General features: G+C 35.5%; 21 protein-coding genes, 1 tRNA gene, 1 pseudogene and 1 riboswitch. Of the genes and pseudogenes, 13 read left to right on the plus strand and 10 right to left on the minus strand.

What is annotated here, in order from left to right:
- Positions 1 to 10: 10 nt before the first annotated feature.
- The gene (locus J2R98_RS03980) at positions 11 to 2,563 is read right to left on the minus strand and encodes a vitamin B12-dependent ribonucleotide reductase (protein ID WP_307066323.1); all 2,553 of its coding nucleotides are present in this window, start codon (positions 2,561 to 2,563) and stop codon (positions 11 to 13) included.
- Positions 2,564 to 2,887: 324 nt separating this feature from the next.
- On the opposite strand from J2R98_RS03980, the gene J2R98_RS03985 reads away from it, so the two are divergent.
- Entirely contained in the window at positions 2,888 to 3,280 is a 393-nt protein-coding gene (locus J2R98_RS03985; RefSeq protein ID WP_307066324.1) for a rhodanese-like domain-containing protein, read from the plus strand.
- Positions 3,281 to 3,467: 187 nt separating this feature from the next.
- On the opposite strand, the gene gcvPB is transcribed toward J2R98_RS03985, so the two are convergent.
- From gcvPB to gcvT, 3 genes are read right to left on the minus strand one after another with little or no spacing between them, the layout of a single operon-like run.
- Positions 3,468 to 4,937: an aminomethyl-transferring glycine dehydrogenase subunit GcvPB gene (gcvPB, locus tag J2R98_RS03990; RefSeq protein ID WP_307066325.1), complete on the minus strand. Its 1,470-nt coding sequence runs from the start codon at positions 4,935 to 4,937 to the stop codon at positions 3,468 to 3,470.
- Entirely contained in the window at positions 4,930 to 6,279 is a 1,350-nt protein-coding gene (gcvPA, locus tag J2R98_RS03995; RefSeq protein ID WP_307066326.1) for an aminomethyl-transferring glycine dehydrogenase subunit GcvPA, read from the minus strand. Before gcvPA ends, gcvPB begins: the two co-directional genes overlap by 8 nt.
- A gap of 12 nt (positions 6,280 to 6,291) precedes the next feature.
- Positions 6,292 to 7,395, minus strand: coding sequence for a glycine cleavage system aminomethyltransferase GcvT (gcvT, locus tag J2R98_RS04000; RefSeq protein WP_307066327.1), 1,104 nt, complete (start codon positions 7,393 to 7,395; stop codon positions 6,292 to 6,294).
- Positions 7,396 to 7,582: 187 nt separating this feature from the next.
- Positions 7,583 to 7,676: riboswitch (glycine riboswitch) on the minus strand.
- Between the two features lie 171 nt (positions 7,677 to 7,847).
- On the opposite strand from gcvT, the gene J2R98_RS04005 reads away from it, so the two are divergent.
- A complete protein-coding gene (locus J2R98_RS04005) occupies positions 7,848 to 9,455 on the plus strand; it encodes a DEAD/DEAH box helicase (RefSeq protein ID WP_307066328.1) in 1,608 nt (535 codons plus the stop codon).
- Positions 9,442 to 10,251 carry a YqhG family protein gene (locus tag J2R98_RS04010; RefSeq protein WP_307066329.1) on the plus strand — a complete coding sequence of 270 codons (810 nt, stop codon included), beginning with the start codon at positions 9,442 to 9,444 and terminating at the stop codon, positions 10,249 to 10,251. The genes J2R98_RS04005 and J2R98_RS04010 overlap by 14 nt, the downstream gene beginning before the upstream one ends.
- Before the next feature lie 90 nt (positions 10,252 to 10,341).
- On the opposite strand, the gene J2R98_RS04015 is transcribed toward J2R98_RS04010, so the two are convergent.
- Positions 10,342 to 10,884: a shikimate kinase gene (locus J2R98_RS04015; RefSeq protein WP_307066330.1), complete on the minus strand. Its 543-nt coding sequence runs from the start codon at positions 10,882 to 10,884 to the stop codon at positions 10,342 to 10,344.
- A 40-nt stretch (positions 10,885 to 10,924) separates the two neighbouring features.
- On the opposite strand from J2R98_RS04015, the gene comGA reads away from it, so the two are divergent.
- The 9 genes from comGA to J2R98_RS04060 all read left to right on the plus strand — a co-directional run bounded on the left by comGA (position 10,925) and on the right by J2R98_RS04060 (position 15,200).
- Entirely contained in the window at positions 10,925 to 11,929 is a 1,005-nt protein-coding gene (gene comGA, locus J2R98_RS04020) for a competence type IV pilus ATPase ComGA (protein ID WP_307066331.1), read from the plus strand.
- Positions 11,898 to 12,941 (plus strand): type II secretion system F family protein, encoded by a 1,044-nt coding sequence (locus tag J2R98_RS04025; protein WP_307066332.1) that lies wholly within the window; start codon positions 11,898 to 11,900, stop codon positions 12,939 to 12,941. Before comGA ends, J2R98_RS04025 begins: the two co-directional genes overlap by 32 nt.
- A 12-nt stretch (positions 12,942 to 12,953) precedes the next feature.
- Positions 12,954 to 13,256, plus strand: coding sequence for a competence type IV pilus major pilin ComGC (gene comGC, locus J2R98_RS04030; protein WP_307066333.1), 303 nt, complete (start codon positions 12,954 to 12,956; stop codon positions 13,254 to 13,256).
- Positions 13,246 to 13,680, plus strand: a complete 435-nt coding sequence (gene comGD / locus J2R98_RS04035) for a competence type IV pilus minor pilin ComGD (RefSeq protein ID WP_307066334.1) — start codon at positions 13,246 to 13,248, stop codon at positions 13,678 to 13,680. Before comGC ends, comGD begins: the two co-directional genes overlap by 11 nt.
- A complete protein-coding gene (locus tag J2R98_RS04040) occupies positions 13,664 to 14,002 on the plus strand; it encodes a hypothetical protein (protein ID WP_307066336.1) in 339 nt (112 codons plus the stop codon). Before comGD ends, J2R98_RS04040 begins: the two co-directional genes overlap by 17 nt.
- Complete coding sequence (locus J2R98_RS04045) at positions 13,956 to 14,423, plus strand: competence type IV pilus minor pilin ComGF (protein ID WP_307066338.1); 468 nt, start codon at positions 13,956 to 13,958, stop codon at positions 14,421 to 14,423. Before J2R98_RS04040 ends, J2R98_RS04045 begins: the two co-directional genes overlap by 47 nt.
- A gap of 28 nt (positions 14,424 to 14,451) precedes the next feature.
- On the plus strand, positions 14,452 to 14,769 hold the full coding sequence (locus J2R98_RS04050) for a hypothetical protein (protein ID WP_307066339.1): 318 nt from the start codon (positions 14,452 to 14,454) through the stop codon (positions 14,767 to 14,769).
- Positions 14,770 to 14,797: 28 nt separating this feature from the next.
- A tRNA-Gln gene (locus J2R98_RS04055) sits at positions 14,798 to 14,869 on the plus strand.
- Positions 14,870 to 14,957: 88 nt separating this feature from the next.
- Complete coding sequence (locus J2R98_RS04060; protein ID WP_307066341.1) at positions 14,958 to 15,200, plus strand: DUF2626 family protein; 243 nt, start codon at positions 14,958 to 14,960, stop codon at positions 15,198 to 15,200.
- A gap of 68 nt (positions 15,201 to 15,268) precedes the next feature.
- On the opposite strand, the gene J2R98_RS04065 is transcribed toward J2R98_RS04060, so the two are convergent.
- On the minus strand, positions 15,269 to 15,889 hold the full coding sequence (locus J2R98_RS04065; protein WP_307066343.1) for an MBL fold metallo-hydrolase: 621 nt from the start codon (positions 15,887 to 15,889) through the stop codon (positions 15,269 to 15,271).
- A gap of 153 nt (positions 15,890 to 16,042) precedes the next feature.
- Between J2R98_RS04065 and J2R98_RS04070 the strand changes: the two genes are divergently transcribed.
- Entirely contained in the window at positions 16,043 to 16,234 is a 192-nt protein-coding gene (locus J2R98_RS04070) for a DUF2759 domain-containing protein (RefSeq protein WP_307066345.1), read from the plus strand.
- A 24-nt stretch (positions 16,235 to 16,258) separates the two neighbouring features.
- On the opposite strand, the gene J2R98_RS04075 is transcribed toward J2R98_RS04070, so the two are convergent.
- The 4 genes and pseudogenes from J2R98_RS04075 to J2R98_RS14580 all read right to left on the minus strand — a co-directional run.
- The gene (locus J2R98_RS04075) at positions 16,259 to 17,041 is read right to left on the minus strand and encodes an ABC transporter permease (protein WP_307066348.1); all 783 of its coding nucleotides are present in this window, start codon (positions 17,039 to 17,041) and stop codon (positions 16,259 to 16,261) included.
- Positions 17,042 to 17,061: 20 nt separating this feature from the next.
- On the minus strand, positions 17,062 to 17,763 hold the full coding sequence (locus J2R98_RS04080; protein ID WP_307066350.1) for an ABC transporter ATP-binding protein: 702 nt from the start codon (positions 17,761 to 17,763) through the stop codon (positions 17,062 to 17,064).
- A gap of 93 nt (positions 17,764 to 17,856) precedes the next feature.
- Positions 17,857 to 19,143, minus strand: a complete 1,287-nt coding sequence (locus J2R98_RS04085; protein ID WP_503128522.1) for an LTA synthase family protein — start codon at positions 19,141 to 19,143, stop codon at positions 17,857 to 17,859.
- A pseudogene (locus J2R98_RS14580) lies at positions 19,129 to 19,776 on the minus strand (hypothetical protein); the annotation flags it as partial. The pseudogene J2R98_RS14580 and the gene J2R98_RS04085, both read right to left, overlap by 15 nt.
- Positions 19,777 to 19,789: the final 13 nt, after the last annotated feature.

Here is a 19,789-nt window from a genome sequence, read left to right on the forward strand (position 1 = left end):
TATTACTATTTTATAATCCGCATTTTAATTGCGCTCCACAATTTGTACACGTATTACAACCACCAACATCTTGTATATTACCTTTTCGACAAACTGGACACGTGTCTCCTACTTCAGAGCCGACTGTCACATTGGTGTTTTCTAATTCCTGAACGGTATCCATTAAAACGACTTTTTGCTTCTCTTCCTCAAACAATTCTGTTTGCTCTGAGAACTCATTTTCTTCAGCTTTTAATGTTAAGACTTGTGTATCACGACTTCCATCAACGTATACCGTCCCACCTTTTGCGCCACCTTTGTAAAGGCGTTGGTAAACTTGTTCTACTTGATCGACACGATAGCCTTTCGGAGCGTTTACGGTCTTAGAAATTGAACTATCTACCCAACGTTGGATCACACATTGTGTATCCGCATGCGCTTCTGGCTCTAGGTCCATTGCTGTTACAAACCAGTCTGGTAACTCTGTCTCATCAGCACCAGGATTACGTTCATAATAGTCTTGAGCAATGTCAGCTTTCACTTCGATAAACTTACCTAAACGACCACTACGATAGTACGTGAAGGAGAAATATGGTTCTAGGCCCGTTGATACACCTACCATCGTTCCAGTTGAGCCAGTTGGAGCAACTGTTAACAAGTGACTGTTTCTTATTCCATAGTTCAAGACGCCTTCGCGAATATCTTCAGGCATCTTTTGCATATAGCCTGTATTAATAAACTGCTCTCGTAGTGCCTGCGTCTCTTCCTCTGTTTCTCCTACTAAGAAAGGGAAGCTACCTTTCTCTTTTGCAAGCTCAATTGATGTACGGTACGCAGTTGTTGCGATTGTCTCAAATATTTGATCCACTAGTTGATTTCCTTCTTGAGAACCATAAGCTGTCTCACAATAGATTAATAAATCATGCAGTCCCATAACACCAAGTCCAACCCTGCGTTCACCTAATGCTTGTTTGCGATTTTCTTCTAAGAAGTATGGTGTTGAGTCAATAACATTATCTTGCATTCTAACACCAGTTACGACAGTTTGTTTTAACCTCTCAAAATCTGGCTGTTTACGTTCATGATCAGCAATTGTAGCTAAATTAACAGCTGCTAAGTTACAAACAGAATATGGAGCGAGCGGTTGTTCACCGCATGGGTTAGTCGCAACAACCTTTTGACCATATGCTTTTGCATTCGTTTCTTTATTTGCATTATCAATAAAGAAAATACCTGGTTCTGCTGAATACGTCGCACATATATTAATTAAATTCCATAATTCTGTTGCTTTAATACGTTTATAAACTCTTGTTGCGAAACCTAAGTTTTCCCACTCACGGACATCTCCGACTTCGCTCCAATGTTCATTATAATACGCCATTTCTTCTTCGGAATAACTTTCTACATCTGGGAAACGCAAATCATAGTCTTCTTCATTTTCAACTGCTTCCATGAACTCATCAGTAATACAAACCGAGATATTTGCACCAGTTAAAAACTCTGGATTATGAACACTATAAGTTCCACCGTCACGTAGTTTTTGTTCTGCTTCGCGAATGTTCTCTTCTGTAAATCCACCGTGACCTTCAATATGTTTATAATTCGCTACTCCTTGATAAAGCTGGTGCTCTGAATTAGATAATGGAGTGAATTTCAATTTGTCTTTCGCTTGTTGTTGAATCGTTTCATCATCAATGTTTTCGATTAAATACCTTAGAATACGTGGATTTTGCATTTTAGAAATAATAAATTCTATGATATCAGGATGCCAATCATTTAACATGATCATTTGCGCACCACGTCTTGAACCACCTTGTTCAACTAAGTGAGTTAACTTCGCGATGTCATCTAGCCACGATACAGAACCGGATGATTTACCGTTGACACCGCGCGCTAAAGCATTTCGTGGTCTTAAAGTAGAACCATTCGTTCCAACACCGCCACCACGTGACATAATCTCCATCACCTGTTTACGGTGATCGCTAATTCCTTCTCTTGAGTCTTTTACAAATGGCATGACGTAGCAGTTAAAATATGTTACATCAGTGTTTGAACCTGCACCATATAGCACTCTTCCTGCTGGAACAAAGTTTAATGATGAAAGTTCTTGATAAAACTTCTCAAACCAATGTTGTCGTTTTTCTTCAGTTTGTTCAACCTGTGACAGACCAGTCGCATTACGCAACGCAATTTGTTCATAATAGATTTCTAATGGTTTATCAATAACGCATAATGGCTTTTCTATTAAGCCTGTTTGTTGGGCTTTTTCTGACTCCAATATATGGACAAATTCTTTCTCGATTTTCACAATCGCTTGATCACCATTTAATGTTTCAATATATCCTGTACCTCTTGCTGGGAATTTCGGGTCTTCTTTAATCGTTAAGACGACAAAGTCCCCTTCTTTTATTGTTTTCTTTTCGGTATCTTTGAATGCATAACGGTCTAACATGACAAGACGAGAAACACCTTTGTGAGTCGTGTTCATGTCAGGTGTAATGGGATGTACGTGTGGAAACTGATTTATATCTTGATTCAACTGTTCTACGTTCAGTTGAACTTGTTTCTCTTTTACACCTTGCATTTCGTTACCTCCTTCACGTAAGATAGAATCGTACTAACATTTGTTATTAATTAATCTATCTTTACAGTATCAAAACCAAAACAACAAATCAATATATAGTACTCTCATTTTTAAAATATCTCTATATATTGTGTTTTGTACATATTTAGTAGTGAAAGTCAATAGATTCTTTCGTACTTTTTATAGAATCTTTTTCTTATACCAAAATAACTAGAATAACATGCTCTAATAAGAAATAGAATAAGATAGAAAAAAATCTTTGAAACATATTACAAACACTCTTATAATAAATAGTGGACCTATTATAGAAAGAGGGGAAGCACGATGGATGCATTACTAATCATATTAGTAGCAGTTGCCGCATTAATTTTATTTGCTGTATTTAGAAATATGCGCATGCAAAAACATTTAAAAACGCTTACTGAAGAGCAGTTCAAAGAAGGCTATCGTAAAGCACAATTAATTGATGTACGTGAACCAAAAGAGTTTGATCGAGGTCATATCCTAGGTTCTCGTAATATACCACTTTCACAAATGAAACAAAGAATGGGTGAAGTAAGAAAGGACCAACCTGTTTATCTTTATTGCCAACGTGGTTCTAGATCAATGAAGGCTGCAAACTTACTTCGCAAAAATGGTTACGAAGGTCTACATCAGTTAAAAGGCGGATTTAGTAAGTGGACCGGAAAAATTAAAGTGAAGAAAAAAGGTTATTAAAATCTAAACAATACCTTTAATTAGTAAAGCATACCAGCCATAGCTGGTATGCTTTTTTACGTCTCTAAAATATTTGTTGGAGTTGGGTGTCTTTTCCTTTTTAGTCTGAAGGCTGTAATAGTATTATTTTAATAACAAAAACAGTTCGGTTTATCAGAACCGAACTGTTTTTTAACTTAATCAACCATTAGTCTTCACGATAATAACGTAAGACAGGTTTTCTCGCTGCTGTTGTTTCATCCATACGATCAACAACTGTCGTGTGTGGTGCTTCTTGTACTTTTTCAGGATCTTCTTTAGCCTCGTTAGATATTTGAATCATCGCATCGATGAATTCATCTAACGTTTCTTTTGCTTCTGTTTCTGTCGGCTCAACCATTAATGCTTCCTCAACATTTAATGGGAAGTAGATTGTTGGTGGGTGGTAACCAAAGTCTAATAGGCGTTTTGCCATATCTAACGTTCTAACACCCATCTTCTTCTGGTTCTTACCAGATAAGACAAATTCGTGTTTACAATGTTGGCTAAATGGTAATTCAAACTCTGTTTCTAAGCGTCTCATCATATAATTTGCATTTAACACTGCATTTTCACTTACTTGTTTTAAGCCGTCAGGTCCCATAGAACGGATGTACGTATAAGCGCGAACGTTAATTCCAAAGTTTCCGTAATATGGTTTAATTCTACCGATTGATTTCGGACGGTCATAATCAAAGAAGTATTCTTCAGAATCACGCTTAGAAATTAACGGTTTCGGTAAATATGGTGCTAACTCTTCAGTTACTCCTACTGGTCCAGAGCCTGGTCCACCACCACCGTGTGGTCCTGTGAATGTTTTGTGTAAGTTTAAGTGAACAACGTCAAAGCCCATGTCACCAGGACGAGTGTAACCCATAATTGCATTTAAGTTAGCGCCGTCATAATATAAGCGCCCTCCTGCTTCGTGAACAATTTCAGCCATCTCTAAAATATGCTCTTCAAACAGTCCTAAAGTGTTTGGGTTCGTTAACATTAATGCAGCTGTATTTTCATCTACAACGCGCTTCAAGTCTTCTAGGTCTACTAACCCTTGATCATTGGATTTAACTGTTACAGCTTCAAATCCGGCAACTGTAGCTGAAGCTGGGTTAGTTCCATGTGCTGAGTCTGGAACAATGACTTTAGTACGGTGATGATCACCGTTCGCTTCATGGAATGCACCAATCATCATTAGACCCGTCCACTCACCTTGAGCACCAGCTGCTGATTGTAGCGTTACAGAATGCATACCTGTAATTTCACTTAATGATTCTTGTAGGTCATACATTAAAGCTAATGCACCTTGTACAGAACTTTCCTCTTGATAAGGGTGAATCATACTGAAACCTGGAATGCGTGTAATATCTTCATTAATTTTCGGATTATATTTCATCGTACATGAACCTAATGGATAGAAACCAGAATCTACACCATGGTTTCGTGTTGAAAGTGCTGTATAATGACGCATGATTTGTAGTTCACTTACTTCAGGTAAATCTGGATTTTCTTGACGAATATATTCATTAGAAAACTCATCATCTAAGTTAATGTCGTCAACATCTAGTTCAGGTAAGTGATAACCTTTACGTCCTTCTTGGCTCAATTCAAAAATGACTGGAAAATCTTGCTCTTTAGCCATTAGCCTCACCTACTTCCTTCACAAATTGGTCGATTTCTTCTTTTGAACGAACTTCTGTCACTGCAACTAACATGTGCTGGTCATAGCCGTCACTGGTACGTCCTAAATCATAGCCACCGATATAGCCTTTTTGCAGTAATTGTTCATTTACTTCTGAAACCGGCTTATTCAACTTCACAATAAACTCGTTGAAAAATGGTCCTTCATGTAATGTTTCAAAACCAGCCGCTTCAAATGCTTTTTTCGCATAACGTGCTTTTTTCATATTTAATTCAGCCATTTCACGAACACCTTGTTTACCAAGAGCTGTCATTGCAACCGAAGATGCTAATGCGTTTAAAGCTTGGTTTGAACAAATGTTTGATGTCGCCTTATCACGACGAATATGCTGTTCACGCGCTTGTAACGTTAATACAAAACCACGACGACCTTCTTCATCGACTGTTTGACCGACAAGGCGCCCCGGTACTTTACGCATTAACTTTTTCGTTGTTGCGAAATAACCGCAATGTGGTCCACCGAATTGTGCCGGAATACCAAACACTTGCGTATCACCAACAACGATATCTGCACCAAATTCTCCTGGTGGTGTTAAATATCCTAAAGCAAGTGGGTTACTAGAAACAATCATCATCGTTTTCTTTTGATCTTCTAGCATCGTTTCAACTTCTTTTAATGGCTCAACTTGGCCGAAAAAGTTTGGATACTGAATAACGACACTCGCAGTATCCTCATCTAGTTCAGACTTTAACTGCTCTAAGTCTGTTAAACCATTTTGGTAATCAATTTCAACAATCTCTAAGTTAAAACCTTTTGCATACGTATAAATAACTTCCATTGATTCTGGGTGAATCGCTTTTGAGACAAGTACTTTTTTCTTTTTCGTTTGGCCTGCACTTAAGTTCACCGCTTCTGCTAATGCAGTACCACCATCGTACATAGATGAGTTTGCTACTTCCATCCCTGTCATTTCACAAACCATCGTTTGAAATTCAAAGATTGCCTGTAACTCACCTTGAGAGATTTCAGGCTGATATGGAGTATAAGCTGTATAAAATTCAGAACGAGAAATAACATGGTCTACAATAGATGGAATGTAATGTTGGTAGACACCCGCACCTAAAAATGACGTATGAGATTTCGTATGACTATTTTGTTCAGCTAATTGTGTTAACTCTTTGGTTAACTCATATTCTGATTTAGCTGGTTTGATATTTAATTCACCATCAAAGCGGACTTTTTGTGGAATATCATTAAAAAGTTCTTCAGTTGAGTTTACACCAATTGTTTCTAACATATCTTTTCTGTCTTGATCTGTCATTGGAATATATCGATGTTGCATTTACTTCACCCCTTACTTTCTTTTATAAAATGGTGTTGGAACTACTTGAGCGTTAAGCGTTCTTTTTCTTACTTTAACTTGTAATTCTTCACCTTCATTTACATACTGAGTATCAACTAGTGCTAGACCTACGTTTTTCCCCAATGTCGGTGACTGTGTGCCCGAAGTGACAAAGCCAACTTCCTCTTCATCTTTCATCACAGGATAACCATTACGAGGAATGCCTTTATCAATCATTTCAATTCCTACTAATTTACGTTTTGGCCCGTTTTCCTTCTGTTCTTTTAATACTTCTTTGCCAATAAAGTCAATTTCTTTATTCACTTTTACAGCAAAACCAATCCCTGCTTCAATCGGTGTAATGTCTTTAGTTAACTCTTGGCCATACAATGCTAGGTTCGCTTCAAACCTTAACGTATCACGCGCACCTAAACCAATTGCCTGTAACCCTTCGTCTTCACCAGCTTTTAGTATTGCGTTCCATAAATCGACGCCAGATTCACGGTTAATATAAATTTCAAAGCCATCCTCGCCAGTATAACCAGTGCGTGATACTAATGCCCCATGTTCTACTCCATTTACTTTTACATCATCTTTAAAGCGGAAAAATTTAATAGCACTTAGATCTTCCGGCGTGATCTTTTGTAAAATCGATTGAGCATTTGGACCTTGCAACGCTAATTGGACTAACCCCTCAGAGATATTGTTAATCTCGACATTTCCTTCTTGATGTTCGACTAACCATTCGTAGTCCTTTTCAGTATTAGCAGCATTTACTACAAGTAAATAATCTTCTTCATCGCGCTTATATATTAGGAAATCGTCTACTGTACCACCATCCGGATAGCACATAGCTGTATATTGAGCTTGATTAATGTTTAACTTACTTACGTCATTAGTCACCATCTTTTGTAGAAACGCTTCACTATCAGGGCCTGTTACTGTAACCTCACCCATATGTGAAACATCGAAAAGACCGGCTTTTTCACGCGTTGCATGGTGCTCTTCTTTAATACTCGAAAATTGAACAGGAAGATCCCATCCACCAAAATCAATCGTTTTCGCACCTAATTTTTCATATTCTGGAAAAATTGGTGTTCTTTTAATTTCTCCCATTTCATAACCCCCGTTTTTACAATTAGGATAATGTACCAGTCACATGCTTATAAAAGCATTAAAAAAGAGAATACCAAATTAAGCTTCGGTATTCTCTCTGTCCTGACACCTGAAAGTTTCACATCACTATGTAATGCTTACATCTTTGGTGGTTTATCTCTTATTCGATAAACACTCTCCAGAGGTGCGTCATACAAGAGTCTTTGTGCCTGAGAGATTCATACGTTACGTACTTGCTCCGTCGGCGTCACATCAGTTGTGAACTCTCCCCTTGTAATCATTCGCTCATAATATTTAATTTTTAGAGCATAATAAAACAATGAGATGTTTAATTAAATTGCTACATAAAAATTGTTTAAAAAGTATGAATAAAAATCTACTTGTATTATACCACATCTCTTCATGATGTGTAAGCGTCATCATAAAGTTTTAATAGTTAGGGGATCTCATATATGAAACCAATAGTTAATACTGATCATTTATACGAAGTCATTAACCGTGTGCAAGACTATCAAAACAGTGACTGGGATACATTTAAAAAAGCATATGAACTGAGCCAACTATCGATGACCAACAAAAATGAGCTTAGTTCATTGAAGTATTTACCTAATCTTGAACTGCTACCGCACCAAAGAGAAGCTGTTGAGAAAGTTATTTTTCATATGCATGGTCGTGCTATTCTTGCTGATGAAGTTGGATTAGGTAAAACAATAGAAGCAGGCGTTATTTTAAAAGAATTAATGATCAAAGGATTAGTCAAGAAAGTTTTAATTCTAGTCCCTTCTTCTCTAATTAGACAATGGGAATCTGAGATGAATTATACATTTTTCATTCCTGCTAGAGCTAAGCATCGTTCGTATCCTTGGGAAGCTTATGACATAGTCATCTCTTCAATTGATCTAGCCAAAAAAGAGCCACACGCATCTACTTTAATTGAACAAGAATTTGACTTATTAATTGTTGATGAAGCGCACCGACTGAAAAATGCTGATACGAAAAACTATCAATTCGTAAAACAACTAAAGTCAACGTATTGTCTATTACTTACAGCAACACCTATACAAAATAAAATTGATGAAGTCTATCACTTAATGAAAATTGTACGTCCTGGTTTATTAGGAGATAAACGGATCTTTAAAGAAAAAGTGAAAAAGAGTAGCTATGATACGATTCAAACATTAATTAAACAGTCGATGGTCCGTTCCAGAAAAAGTGATGTTCAAGATCCTTGGGCTACAAGGGAGATCAAGACTATCCAAGTTAATTTTACAGCGGAAGAACAGCACGTATATGATGAGCTACAACAACTTGAAACATCACATGCATTAACGAATTTGACTTTATCACGTGAGTTTTGTTCAAGTCGTGAAGCTTGTTATTTATCAATGAAGAAGCAGGAAAAACTTAAAGAATCACCTATTGTTGAGTTAATTGAACAACTACCAAACCATGCAAAAGCTTTAAGAACAATTGACCTTATTCAAGAAATTGATGATAAAGTCATTATTTTTACAGAATATAAATCATCACAACTTTACTTACAATGGCTATGCCAACAAAACGGCATAAGTGCTGTGCCATATAACGGTGATTTTAGAAAAAGCAAAAAACAATGGATGCTACAGTTATTTCAAAACAATGCAAAAGTATTAATAGCAACAGACGCTGGTGCAGAAGGCTTAAACCTGCAATTTTGTAAAAACATGATCCATTATGACTTACCTTGGAATCCGATGAAGTTAGAGCAACGAATTGGACGCATCCATCGTTTCGGGCAAAAAGATACAGTCAATATTTTTTACGTTGTCTTAAACAACACAATGGATGAAAGAATCCTCAACCTTCTTTACGATAAACTATCTATTTTTGAAGGTGTGATTGGGGAAATTGACCAAATTTTAAGTAGCTTCGGTGCTAATAGTTTTGAAGAAGAAATAACGGATATCATTCAAGAATCACAATCAACGAAAGAAGCAGAAATTAAAATCGATAACTTAGTATCCGTGATCCAAAGTGAAAGTGAACATTCTGAAGGGGAGCTAAAAGATGAAACAAGCTGAGATCCATGAGTTTCTATATGAATTCTTTGACCATAGACAAGCTTCTATTTTAGACAATCAAGACGGTTTATTAACAGTTAAGTTGACGAAAGAATTAGACCAACAGTTGATGAATCGCCCATTTTACTGGCAATACATTAACACGATGGGCTATGAAGGTGAACCCATGACTATCACATATAAATCTAAGGAGGGTATTGAAGCTGAGACTGAAGGTGAATGGATTCACTTTGGTTCACCACGTTTACAGCAAATATTTAACGTCATTCAAGAAGAAGGTCGCTATACTACCCTTTATGAACAGATTTGGGGAAACACTTCCCGAACACCGCTTTATCCTTGGTTTGTTTGTAACTTACAAGTTAAATATCGTGGATGGTATATTCATGATGAAATGGTTAGTATAGGTATACTTCTTACTAATGGTACTATGCGTTTTAACTGGATTGATGAAAACCTTGATCAACAATTTGTCCAACAAGTGCCTGATTATGCATACAAAATTCCATATATCATATCACCTGAAAGATCGATTGAACATATAACGAAAGAGTTATCGAGTAGAATAGAACAAGAAGCGGTCTCCTTCAGTGAAAAATCAGTTGAACTTTATAACCAAGAATTAAAAATGTTAGACGAATTAACAGAGCTTCATACCGAGGAAGACCAACAATTTTACGATCAATCAAAGGAACAAATTTATGAAAGGTTATACCCGAAAGTAGAAGTGAATTGGATTAATGGTGGATTGTTTTATTTAACACAAGAACGAACAAAACAACTTACATCTTCTTAATAAAAACTTTTCCAACTTATAAACAAAAATAACCAATGAAATTTTGTTTAACAAGACAAAATTCATTGGTTATTTTACTGAACGCAAAAGTTAACGATTTTCGTCGTATTGACGTTCGGTTTCAATCGTTGTATAAGAATATATATAGCGTTTAATTTCCTCGACAAGATCTTCCACTGGCCTGTCATCCACTTTCACTGAAAAGTGTGATGTAACATCATAAAGTGGTTGTCTACTATTGAACAAACTCATTCTTTTTTCAACATTTTGATTCCAAAGTGGTCTTGACTCATCGTTAGTTAGTCTATTCATTATCGTATCAAATTGAGTGTCCAGCCATATAGTCAAAAAATCATCATTTTTTAACATTTGGCGATTGGCATCCAACTCAATGATTCCACCCCCTGTTGCGATGACACAGCTCTGCTTCGAGAATGACTTTAACACTTCACTTTCAACTTTTCGAAAATATGGCTCACCATAATGTTCAAAGATTTTAGGGATCGACATCCCAACTCTATTAACAATTTCATCATCTGTATCAACAAAAGGAATTTCCATAGAGTGCGCGAGATATTGTCCTATAGTTGTTTTCCCAGAACCCATAAATCCAATTAATACAAAAGTTGTCATTAGATCACCTACTAAACTTCTCTATATAAGGAGTGATTTTTTGAAACCAGACCACTTATCTAACCAATTTATTCATGACGCTATTAATAAAGGGGCAACGGATGTCCATTTCTCACCTGAAGAGGTTGATGTAGCCATTCATTTTAGAATTAATGGCTATCGTTGGTTTTATAAAAGAATCCCACTTACAGATTACCAAACCCTTTTAAGTTATTACAAATTTACTTCTGGTATGGATATTGCAGAGAACCGAATTCCACAAGACGGTACAATTCCTGTTTCAATTAGACACGATGCTTATCACTTAAGGTTATCAACATTACCTTTAACTTCAACTGAAAGTCTTGCTATAAGAATTTTACCAAAAAACAAGTCACCTACCATTAACGAGCTGTTCTTATTTCCTAAGCAAACTGAATCTCTTCTTAAATGGATACAAAACAAAGCTGGGATTATATTATTCACTGGTCCAACAGGAAGTGGTAAGTCCTCTACTATGTTTGCCTTAATGAAAGAAGCAATCAAACGATACGGTTACCAAACAATCTCTCTTGAAGACCCAATCGAACAAAACGTTGATCAAATATTACAAGTACAAGTTAATGAAAAAGCCGGTTTCAGTTACGATGTTGGATTAAAAGCAGCCTTAAGACATGACCCAGACATCATAACCGTCGGGGAAGTCCGTGATGAAACAACAGCCCAATTTGCATTTAGAGCCGCTTTAACAGGCCACTTAGTGTTAACTACTGTTCACGCTAAAAACGCTCACGGCACAATCGAAAGGCTATCAGAAATGGGACTAACGAAAACAGAACTTCATCAAACCATTATTGGAATTGCAGCTCAACAATTGATCCCGTTATCTAAACCATTACAAGAACAACGTGGATACTCAAGGTTAGCGATCGCTGAGTTACTAGAAGGTGATAGCCTTACCCGTTCTATAAAAGGGTTCCCTCCTGAGAATAACAGCCATTTTAATACCTTTCATCAACTAAGGAGAAAAGCCTATGCCTATGGGTATTCAACTCAAAGCTACTAATAAATCAGTTACATTAAGTGAACAAGTTGCTTTTTTAGAACGCCTCTCAAAACTACTGTCCAATCATTTTACTTTAAAACGTTCATTAGAGTTTATGATGTACGATCCTCAATTCAGTAATTTAGCTAAACAGTTTGTAACTTTTCTGCATAACGGCAAGAGCATAGAAGACTGCTTTAGAATATTAAAATTTCACCCGATCGTTATAGCATTTTTATATTTTTCAAGAGAAACCGGACAAATGAATGAACAAATTATTAATTGCCATAACATGTTGAAAATGAGATTAGACTTCTATAATAAGTTAAAGAATTTAAGTAAATACCCATTAATCTTACTGTTAATTTCATTTGGTGGTTTTTTCTTCATAAGTAGCTTCCTTCTCCCTGCCTACACTGAAACGATGACTAGTTTTGGAAACCACTCTTCAAGTTACTGGTTTAATTTATTCGTTACAATCATCCAAACTAGCATTACTTTACTGCTATGTCTCACTATTATTTTTACCTTTGTAATATATTTCATTTATAAAAATGGAGATGTTGAACGAAAAATTAATATTATTGAAAGAATTCCTTTTATAAAGTCTATTGTTAAGTTAACGACAACGATTCACTTTGCCTATCATCTAGCCTCAACTATGAATAACGGTAAGACCGTTAAAGAAGGTTTAATTATTATGAGTCACCAAAACGATTTAATTATCTTACGCCATTATGCACAAATCATAATTGATCGTTTGAAGAATGGAGATCAGTTAGTTAATTCTACAAATGGCCTAAGCCTTATTGAAGAAGATTTTAAGTTTTTGATTTTAAGAAGTTCTGAACAAGGAACATTACTTGAAGATTTAAGGGCGTATTCCTCTATTGCGCTTTCAACACTAGAGGAGCAAACACAAAAAGTACTACTAATGGTTCAACCTACTTTGTATTTACTCATCGGCAGTATGGTGGTCGTTATATACTTATTCACACTGTTTCCTATGTTTCAATTAATTAATCATATGTAGAGGTGGAAAATCATGGTCAAAAATAACAAAGGATTTACTCTAATAGAAATGCTCATCGTGTTGTTCATCATTTCTGTTTTGTTGATCTTAACGATCCCTAATGTCATAAAACACAATAGTTTTGTAGACGACACTGGATGTGAAGCATATTTAGACTTAGTTCAATCTCAAGTACAACTTTACAAATTAGAAGAAGGTTCATACCCAAGTGAATTAAATGACTTAGTCGATGATTATATCCCTAGCGCAACATGCCCTGATGAAACTGAGTTATTATTAAACAATGGTCGTGTGACAATTGCGAATGAGGATTAATAACTCTAATGGTTTTACATTGATTGAGCAATTAATCGTTTTAAGCGTTATTCTCACGATCCTCTTTTTCTCATGGTATAACTTCCATTCAATAAATACAAATCGAACCACACAGCACGTCTTAGACACTTTTGAACAAGATATATTCTACATTCAACAACATTCTCTTCTATATCAACGAAGATTAACGTTATTATTCACTTCAAGTAACAGCTATATTATATACCGAAGTTCATTAGAATCCCCAATCATTGAAAGAGAGTTTGGAGAAGACGTGCAATTTCAATATGAAACTAGACGTATTTCTTTTACCCCAAGAGGTACAATCGTCGATCCGAGAACGATTTACATCTCAATAAATGGACAAACCTATGAAGTCACATTTCCATTTGGAAAAGGAAGGTACTATGTTACTGAAACGTGAAGATGGATTTATTTTACAAGATGCCATATTAACTTTAATATGTTTCAGCTTATTAGTAAGCTTGACGATTCCATTTATAACACAGCTATACAAACACAATCATGATATAGAACGACATGAAGAAGCTTACCACCAGTTACAACAAGCAAAAGCGTATATCCTTAAATACGACCCACCTGCCTCCTATTTAGAGGAATTATCAAATGAGAATTTTTCAACCATATTATTAGAAGATGATCAACAATTAATCGTCTGTATTAAATGGAAGGATTCAAATGACACGAATAAAGAGCTTTGTCAGTATATCCCAAACTACACGTAATGAACAAGGTTATACGTTACTAACAACTTTAGTAGCCTTAGCCATTTTTATGTTAACACTCCCAATGATGAATAACTTAATTAAACCAGTAGCAGACTTGTCTCCTCTAAATAACATTAATCAATTAGAGGTCAGGCAATTTGATTTTCTAACTTCATTTGAATTAAATAGAAGTAGCGAAATAAGAATAGCCAATAATCGTTTACACTTTGTGGACTCTGGAGGTAGAATCGTAACTTTTGAGCAATATAATGATCGAGTAATCCGACGTACTAATCAACAAGGGTTTGAAGTCATAATGTTTGATATTCACGGCTTTAAAACCGAGAAAATAGCACCAAATGCTCTCAAAATTCAATATACAAGGCAGGGACAGCAATTTGAGACGGTATTTACACACTTCAACATTAATGAATATTAAGGGTGAAAAAGGGTTAATCTTCCCCATTATGTTATTTTATTTGATTACGGTTAGCTCCTCATTAATAATATTATTTGCTCAAACCGAATACCAAAAAGAACAACTTCAGTGGAGTGACGAACAATTAACTATACAGAACTTAATTAATATGGGGATACATGACTTTTTGACAGGTGATTTTACACCAACATCAAACGTCCAAACCGTTCATTTTAACTACAAGACAGGTAAAGTACAAGTAGCCTATTCCATCAGTGACAATGACTTGATTGAGTTAAGGTTACAAATTGAAACAAATAATGCATTTAATTATGAACATTTTACAATAATAATGTATAATACTTGATGTAATGAACTATAATAACAATTGTGATTGGGCCATAGCCAAGCGGTAAGGCATCGGGTTTTGATCCCGTGACTCCCAGGTTCGAATCCTGGTGGCCCAGTTATAATGCTTCAAAAAAAGTTCATTTACATTATTTAAATCATCGTATATAATATGTCTGACGAGTTCCTGGCAAAGGAGGAAAAGACATGGATCGTATGTTTCGTGTTCTAGCATTTTGGACTGGTGTTTTCACTGCACTTTTCTATGCTGCAGGTAACTTAGGCCTGTCCGTAGCATTTCTAGCGCAAACGATCTTCTTTTTAGGAATCGGATACTTAAACCTATCAGAACGTCTTTATATGTATATTTTTGGCGCATACTTAACTGTTTTTATGGTAGGTTTTACTTATTACGTAACGTTCCTATTAGAACCATCATTCTCACACTAAAAAAAGTTCAACTCCGAATTGGGGTTGAACTTTTTTTAAAACGTGGCTCTCAACAATATATGACTAAACTAGAAAAATGGATTTTGTTCTTTTTCTTCGCCAACCGTTGTTTTAGGGCCGTGTCCAGGTAAAACAGTCGTGTCATCTGATAAATTAAAGATCTTCCCTTGTATGGATTGTAAAAGGGTTTGATGCTCACCAAATGGTAAATCTGTTCGACCAATTCCCATTTGAAATAACGTATCACCAGCTATTAATACATTATTACTTTCAAACAAGAATGAAATACTACCAGGTGAATGTCCAGGAGTATGAAGTACTTTAAACTCAAATTGGTCAATGGTACTAATTCCTTCAGTTAGAAATTGATCCGCTTCACGTTCAGCTTTGATCTCGCCTACTTGAAAACGTTGTGATCCATTTAGTTGTGGATTCGTTAACCATTCACGTTCTAATTCGTGCATATAAACATCAATACTATAATAACTTCTTAACTCTTCTACTCCACCTATATGATCAAAATGGGCATGCGTTAATAGTATCGCTATTGGTTGAATATCATTCTCAGAGAAAAATTGAATTAGCTTCTCTGCATCACCACCGGGATCAACCACTAGTGCTTTCTGATTTTGTTCGATAATATAACAATTAGTGCCTAATAATCCTAAAGAAAAACTATAAATGTTCACAAAACGTTCCACCTTTTCTATGTATTTTTAATGAAATCACTCGACACTTCAATACTTTTTATATAAAATATAAGGGAGAAATCTTACGGATAATTTCTTAGTATCATTGTAATCATAACAAAGAGGAAGTTTTTCATTCAAGGAGGAGCAGACATGCAAGTAGGAGAATTCGTATTTGGAGTTATGATGCTAGTTGTAGCGATTTTAAGTTTTATTGCCATTTTCCGCGAAATTAAAAACCGCAACTTCTTTGCTGTAGCTTTTGCAACTGCATCACTACTATTATTTGGTTGGTATTCAGTTATGACTCTATATAGTCAACTGATGAACGTATTTACCGGGTAATTAAAGCGGCTAACATTTATTTTGTTAGCCGTCTTTTTTTATATCTTGCAAGTTTAAAAGTTGCATCTGCTTATTAAAGAAGAATCGATACATAACCATTGAGATAAAAATAGCACTCAATGAAACTGAGGAAAAAATACTAATAGATATAACTAGTTGGTATTTAATTGCAATAATTGGAGCGACTCCACCTAAAATTAGGCCTGTCATCATACCTGGCAACTGTACTAAACCAATTGTTTTCAATTGATCGATGTTAGGTATTAATGCTGCATTTAAAGTCTTCTTAATTGACATATGCGCAGCGTGTTTTGGTGTTGCACCAAGTGATAATGCAGCTAAAAGTTTGCCTCGTTTTTGTTCGAATTCAGATTTCAATCGTTCAAGAGCTAACCCCATTGCTACCATACTATTTCCGATTACCATTCCACTCATCGGGATTACTTCTTCAGGTGTAAAGGAAATCATCCCAAAACCCAACCACATTGATAAAACAATGATTTCTACACCGATTAAGCCAACGAGAATAGTAATAAAAATATAAGGCAATTCTTTTCCTTTTTTCCGAGCGTGAAATGTTGCAACCAATATCATAACACTTAACATTATAGGAATACCGACTAATGGCGATAAATCAAACAAATAAGTTAATATAAGTCCAATTAAAAGTAATTGAAGTGTACCGCGGATCGTTGACCAAATAATATCTTTCTTTAGACCAAGCTGATATATATAAGCAATTGTAAAAGGAATCATAACAAAAACAATTAGTAACAAGAGTGAATAAGTAGGTATGTCCCGTTCCATATTGTATCCTCCTAGTAGATTTAAGACTTATGCAAAAACTGTTTAAGCTGATCTGTATTAGGATTTTCTAATAATTGATTAATGTCACCGTATTCAATAACTTGTCCTTCTTCTATATAAAGCCCCTTTGTACCAATCCTCTTAGCTTGGTCCATACTATGAGTTACCATCACAACTGTAAGATGGTTATGTTCAATTAATCTGATCAGGTCCTCTTCTATTGCTTCAATGTTGCGATCGTCTAAAGCACTAGTTGGTTCATCTAATAATAAGACATCTGGTTTATTTGCTAATGTACGAGCTAAAGAGACACGTTGCTTCTCCCCACCTGATAATTCTTCAACTGATTTGTCTAAGTAATCTATAGGTAAGTTCACATATTCCATTAAACGTTCAGCACGTCCTTCTTCCCAATCGTTAAACAAGCTTGGGCCGAACTTTAAATTATCTAACACCGTATCAGGGAATAAGTGAGGTTGTTGTAAAACTAAACCAACACTTCTCCTCAATTGCGGAATATCATATTGCTCAATACGTTTATTATGAAATAATACTTCACCTTGCTCTGGGTCATCCATTCGATTAAATAAATGAAGCAAAGTCGATTTACCGGCCCCTGACGGCCCAAAAATAATGAGTCGGTCTTCTTCATGCAAAGTGAAAGTTATGTTTTGTAAAACTAAACGGTTAACTTGATTGAATTGAAATATTGCATCACTCAAAACTTCATCACCTTCTGTTTGTGTCCTTATGTTATATAAGATTACTAAAAAACGCTAACCTACTCAAATATTTGAGCAGATTAACGCTTTTGTTTAATCGCTATTCTCTTCAGCTATTTCCCCTTGTTCGAAGTCATAAAACCTAAACAAGTCTCCATAAATAATCTCATCTGAATAATTTAATTCTTGTTCTGCCTGTTCTCTCATTTGGTCACAATTAGCTTCTTCTACCAACTCACCATTTTCATTCTCATAACAGTTTCCAGAAGCATATATATGATCTTCTCCTACAACACGCCCATCACGAAAAGCAATAAAGTCTTTTCGTTCTTGTGAAAACAAATCATTACCAAAAACAATGTCGTTTTCGTTCTCTATTCCTAGCATATTTAAAACTGTAGGCTTATAATCAATCTGACCTGATAACGTGGACAGTGTTCCTGAATCTTCATGGCCTGGAATATGAATAATCATAGGCACACGTTGTAGTTTCACTTCATCGTACGGTGTAATTTCATCTTTACCTAAAAAGTTAGCCATAGCTTCATTATGATAAGAACTAATTCCGTAGTGGTCCCCCATCATAATAATAATTGAATCTTCATATATTCCTTCTTCTTTTAACTGGTTAATAAATTGTTCCAGTGCTTCGTCTGTATAACGTGCCGTTTGGAAGTACTGATTTAACGTTACAGAGCTCGAATCAAATTGGTCGATTGTCGCCTCTTCTTCTGGCATTTCAAATGGAAAGTGGTGAGTTAGCGTAATAAACTTCGCATAATAAGGTTCTTCTAGTTCCTTCATCATATCAATTGATTGGTCAAAGAACATCTTATCGTTTAATCCCCAACCAATTTCATCACTTTCCTCAAACTCGTAAGACTCAACATCAAAAAAATCATTATACCCTAATGTTTCATACATTACATTTCTATTCCAAAAGCTTCCATTGTTTGCATGGAAAGTATACGAATCATACCCAAGCTCTTCCTGAATAATTTTCGGTAAAGAATTATACTCATTTTGAGCATGAGTGAAAAATGCTGCACTATTAGGTAAAGGATATAAACTATTATCTAATACAAATTCGTGGTCTGATGTTTTCCCTAATCCAGTTTGATGATAATAGTTCTCAAAGTAATAACTATCTTCTTTAAACTCGTTTAAAAACGGCAGAACTTCTTCTCCGTCTAATGTTTCATCAATTAAAAAGGATTGCATCGATTCAACTGCAATATAAATGACGTTTTTATCTTCTGCTACCCCTGTTAAATCAATAGGGTTTTCAATTTCTCTAACGTTTTGACTGACATACTCATCAATTTCGTCCATACCTGAACCATCAGCAAAAAGGCGTTTAGACTGTGTCGATGTTGTCATTACAAGGTCATAAGCATGGAAAACTGGTAGCCCTACATTTTTCACTAAATATTCACGGTCAAAACCGCGTTGGAAAAGCATTGGCCTCTCAATCTCAGCTAAGACTAAATTAACAATTACAGCTGTCATCGATATAGCGACGATCCGCTTACGAAATTGACTAGAGAACTGTTCAATTGAGAAAGTATTTAGTTTAATAAATGCTATAATTAAAGCTACATCTAAAAATAATAATATATCTGAGAAATAAACTAAAGAAGTCACACTTGAGCCTAAATCTCCAGCATTATTAACTTGAAATAACGTTGGTACCGTAACAAAGTCTGTAAAGTTACGATAATACATTAAGTTAGCAAAAATGATCACCTACAGAACAATACCCGTCGTTAATATATACCGTTTTTGACTCTTCGGCTTTAGCCATACTGCAATAAAGAACAGAAACATACTAATGGCGAAAGCATTAACTAACAAAATAATTTCTTGGAATAATGATTCAATTGATAAATCAAAATAAAATCTATATACAACGTAAGTCTTTATTCCAACTAATATCGCTGCAATGATAAACAACGGAATTCTTTTCATCCGATTCATGTAGCTCCCTCCACTTCCCACAAAAAACTCACCCATATATTAGACGTTC

The organism is Alkalibacillus filiformis (assembly GCF_030814115.1).
GTDB classification, from domain to species: domain Bacteria; phylum Bacillota; class Bacilli; order Bacillales; family Alkalibacillaceae; genus Alkalibacillus; species Alkalibacillus filiformis.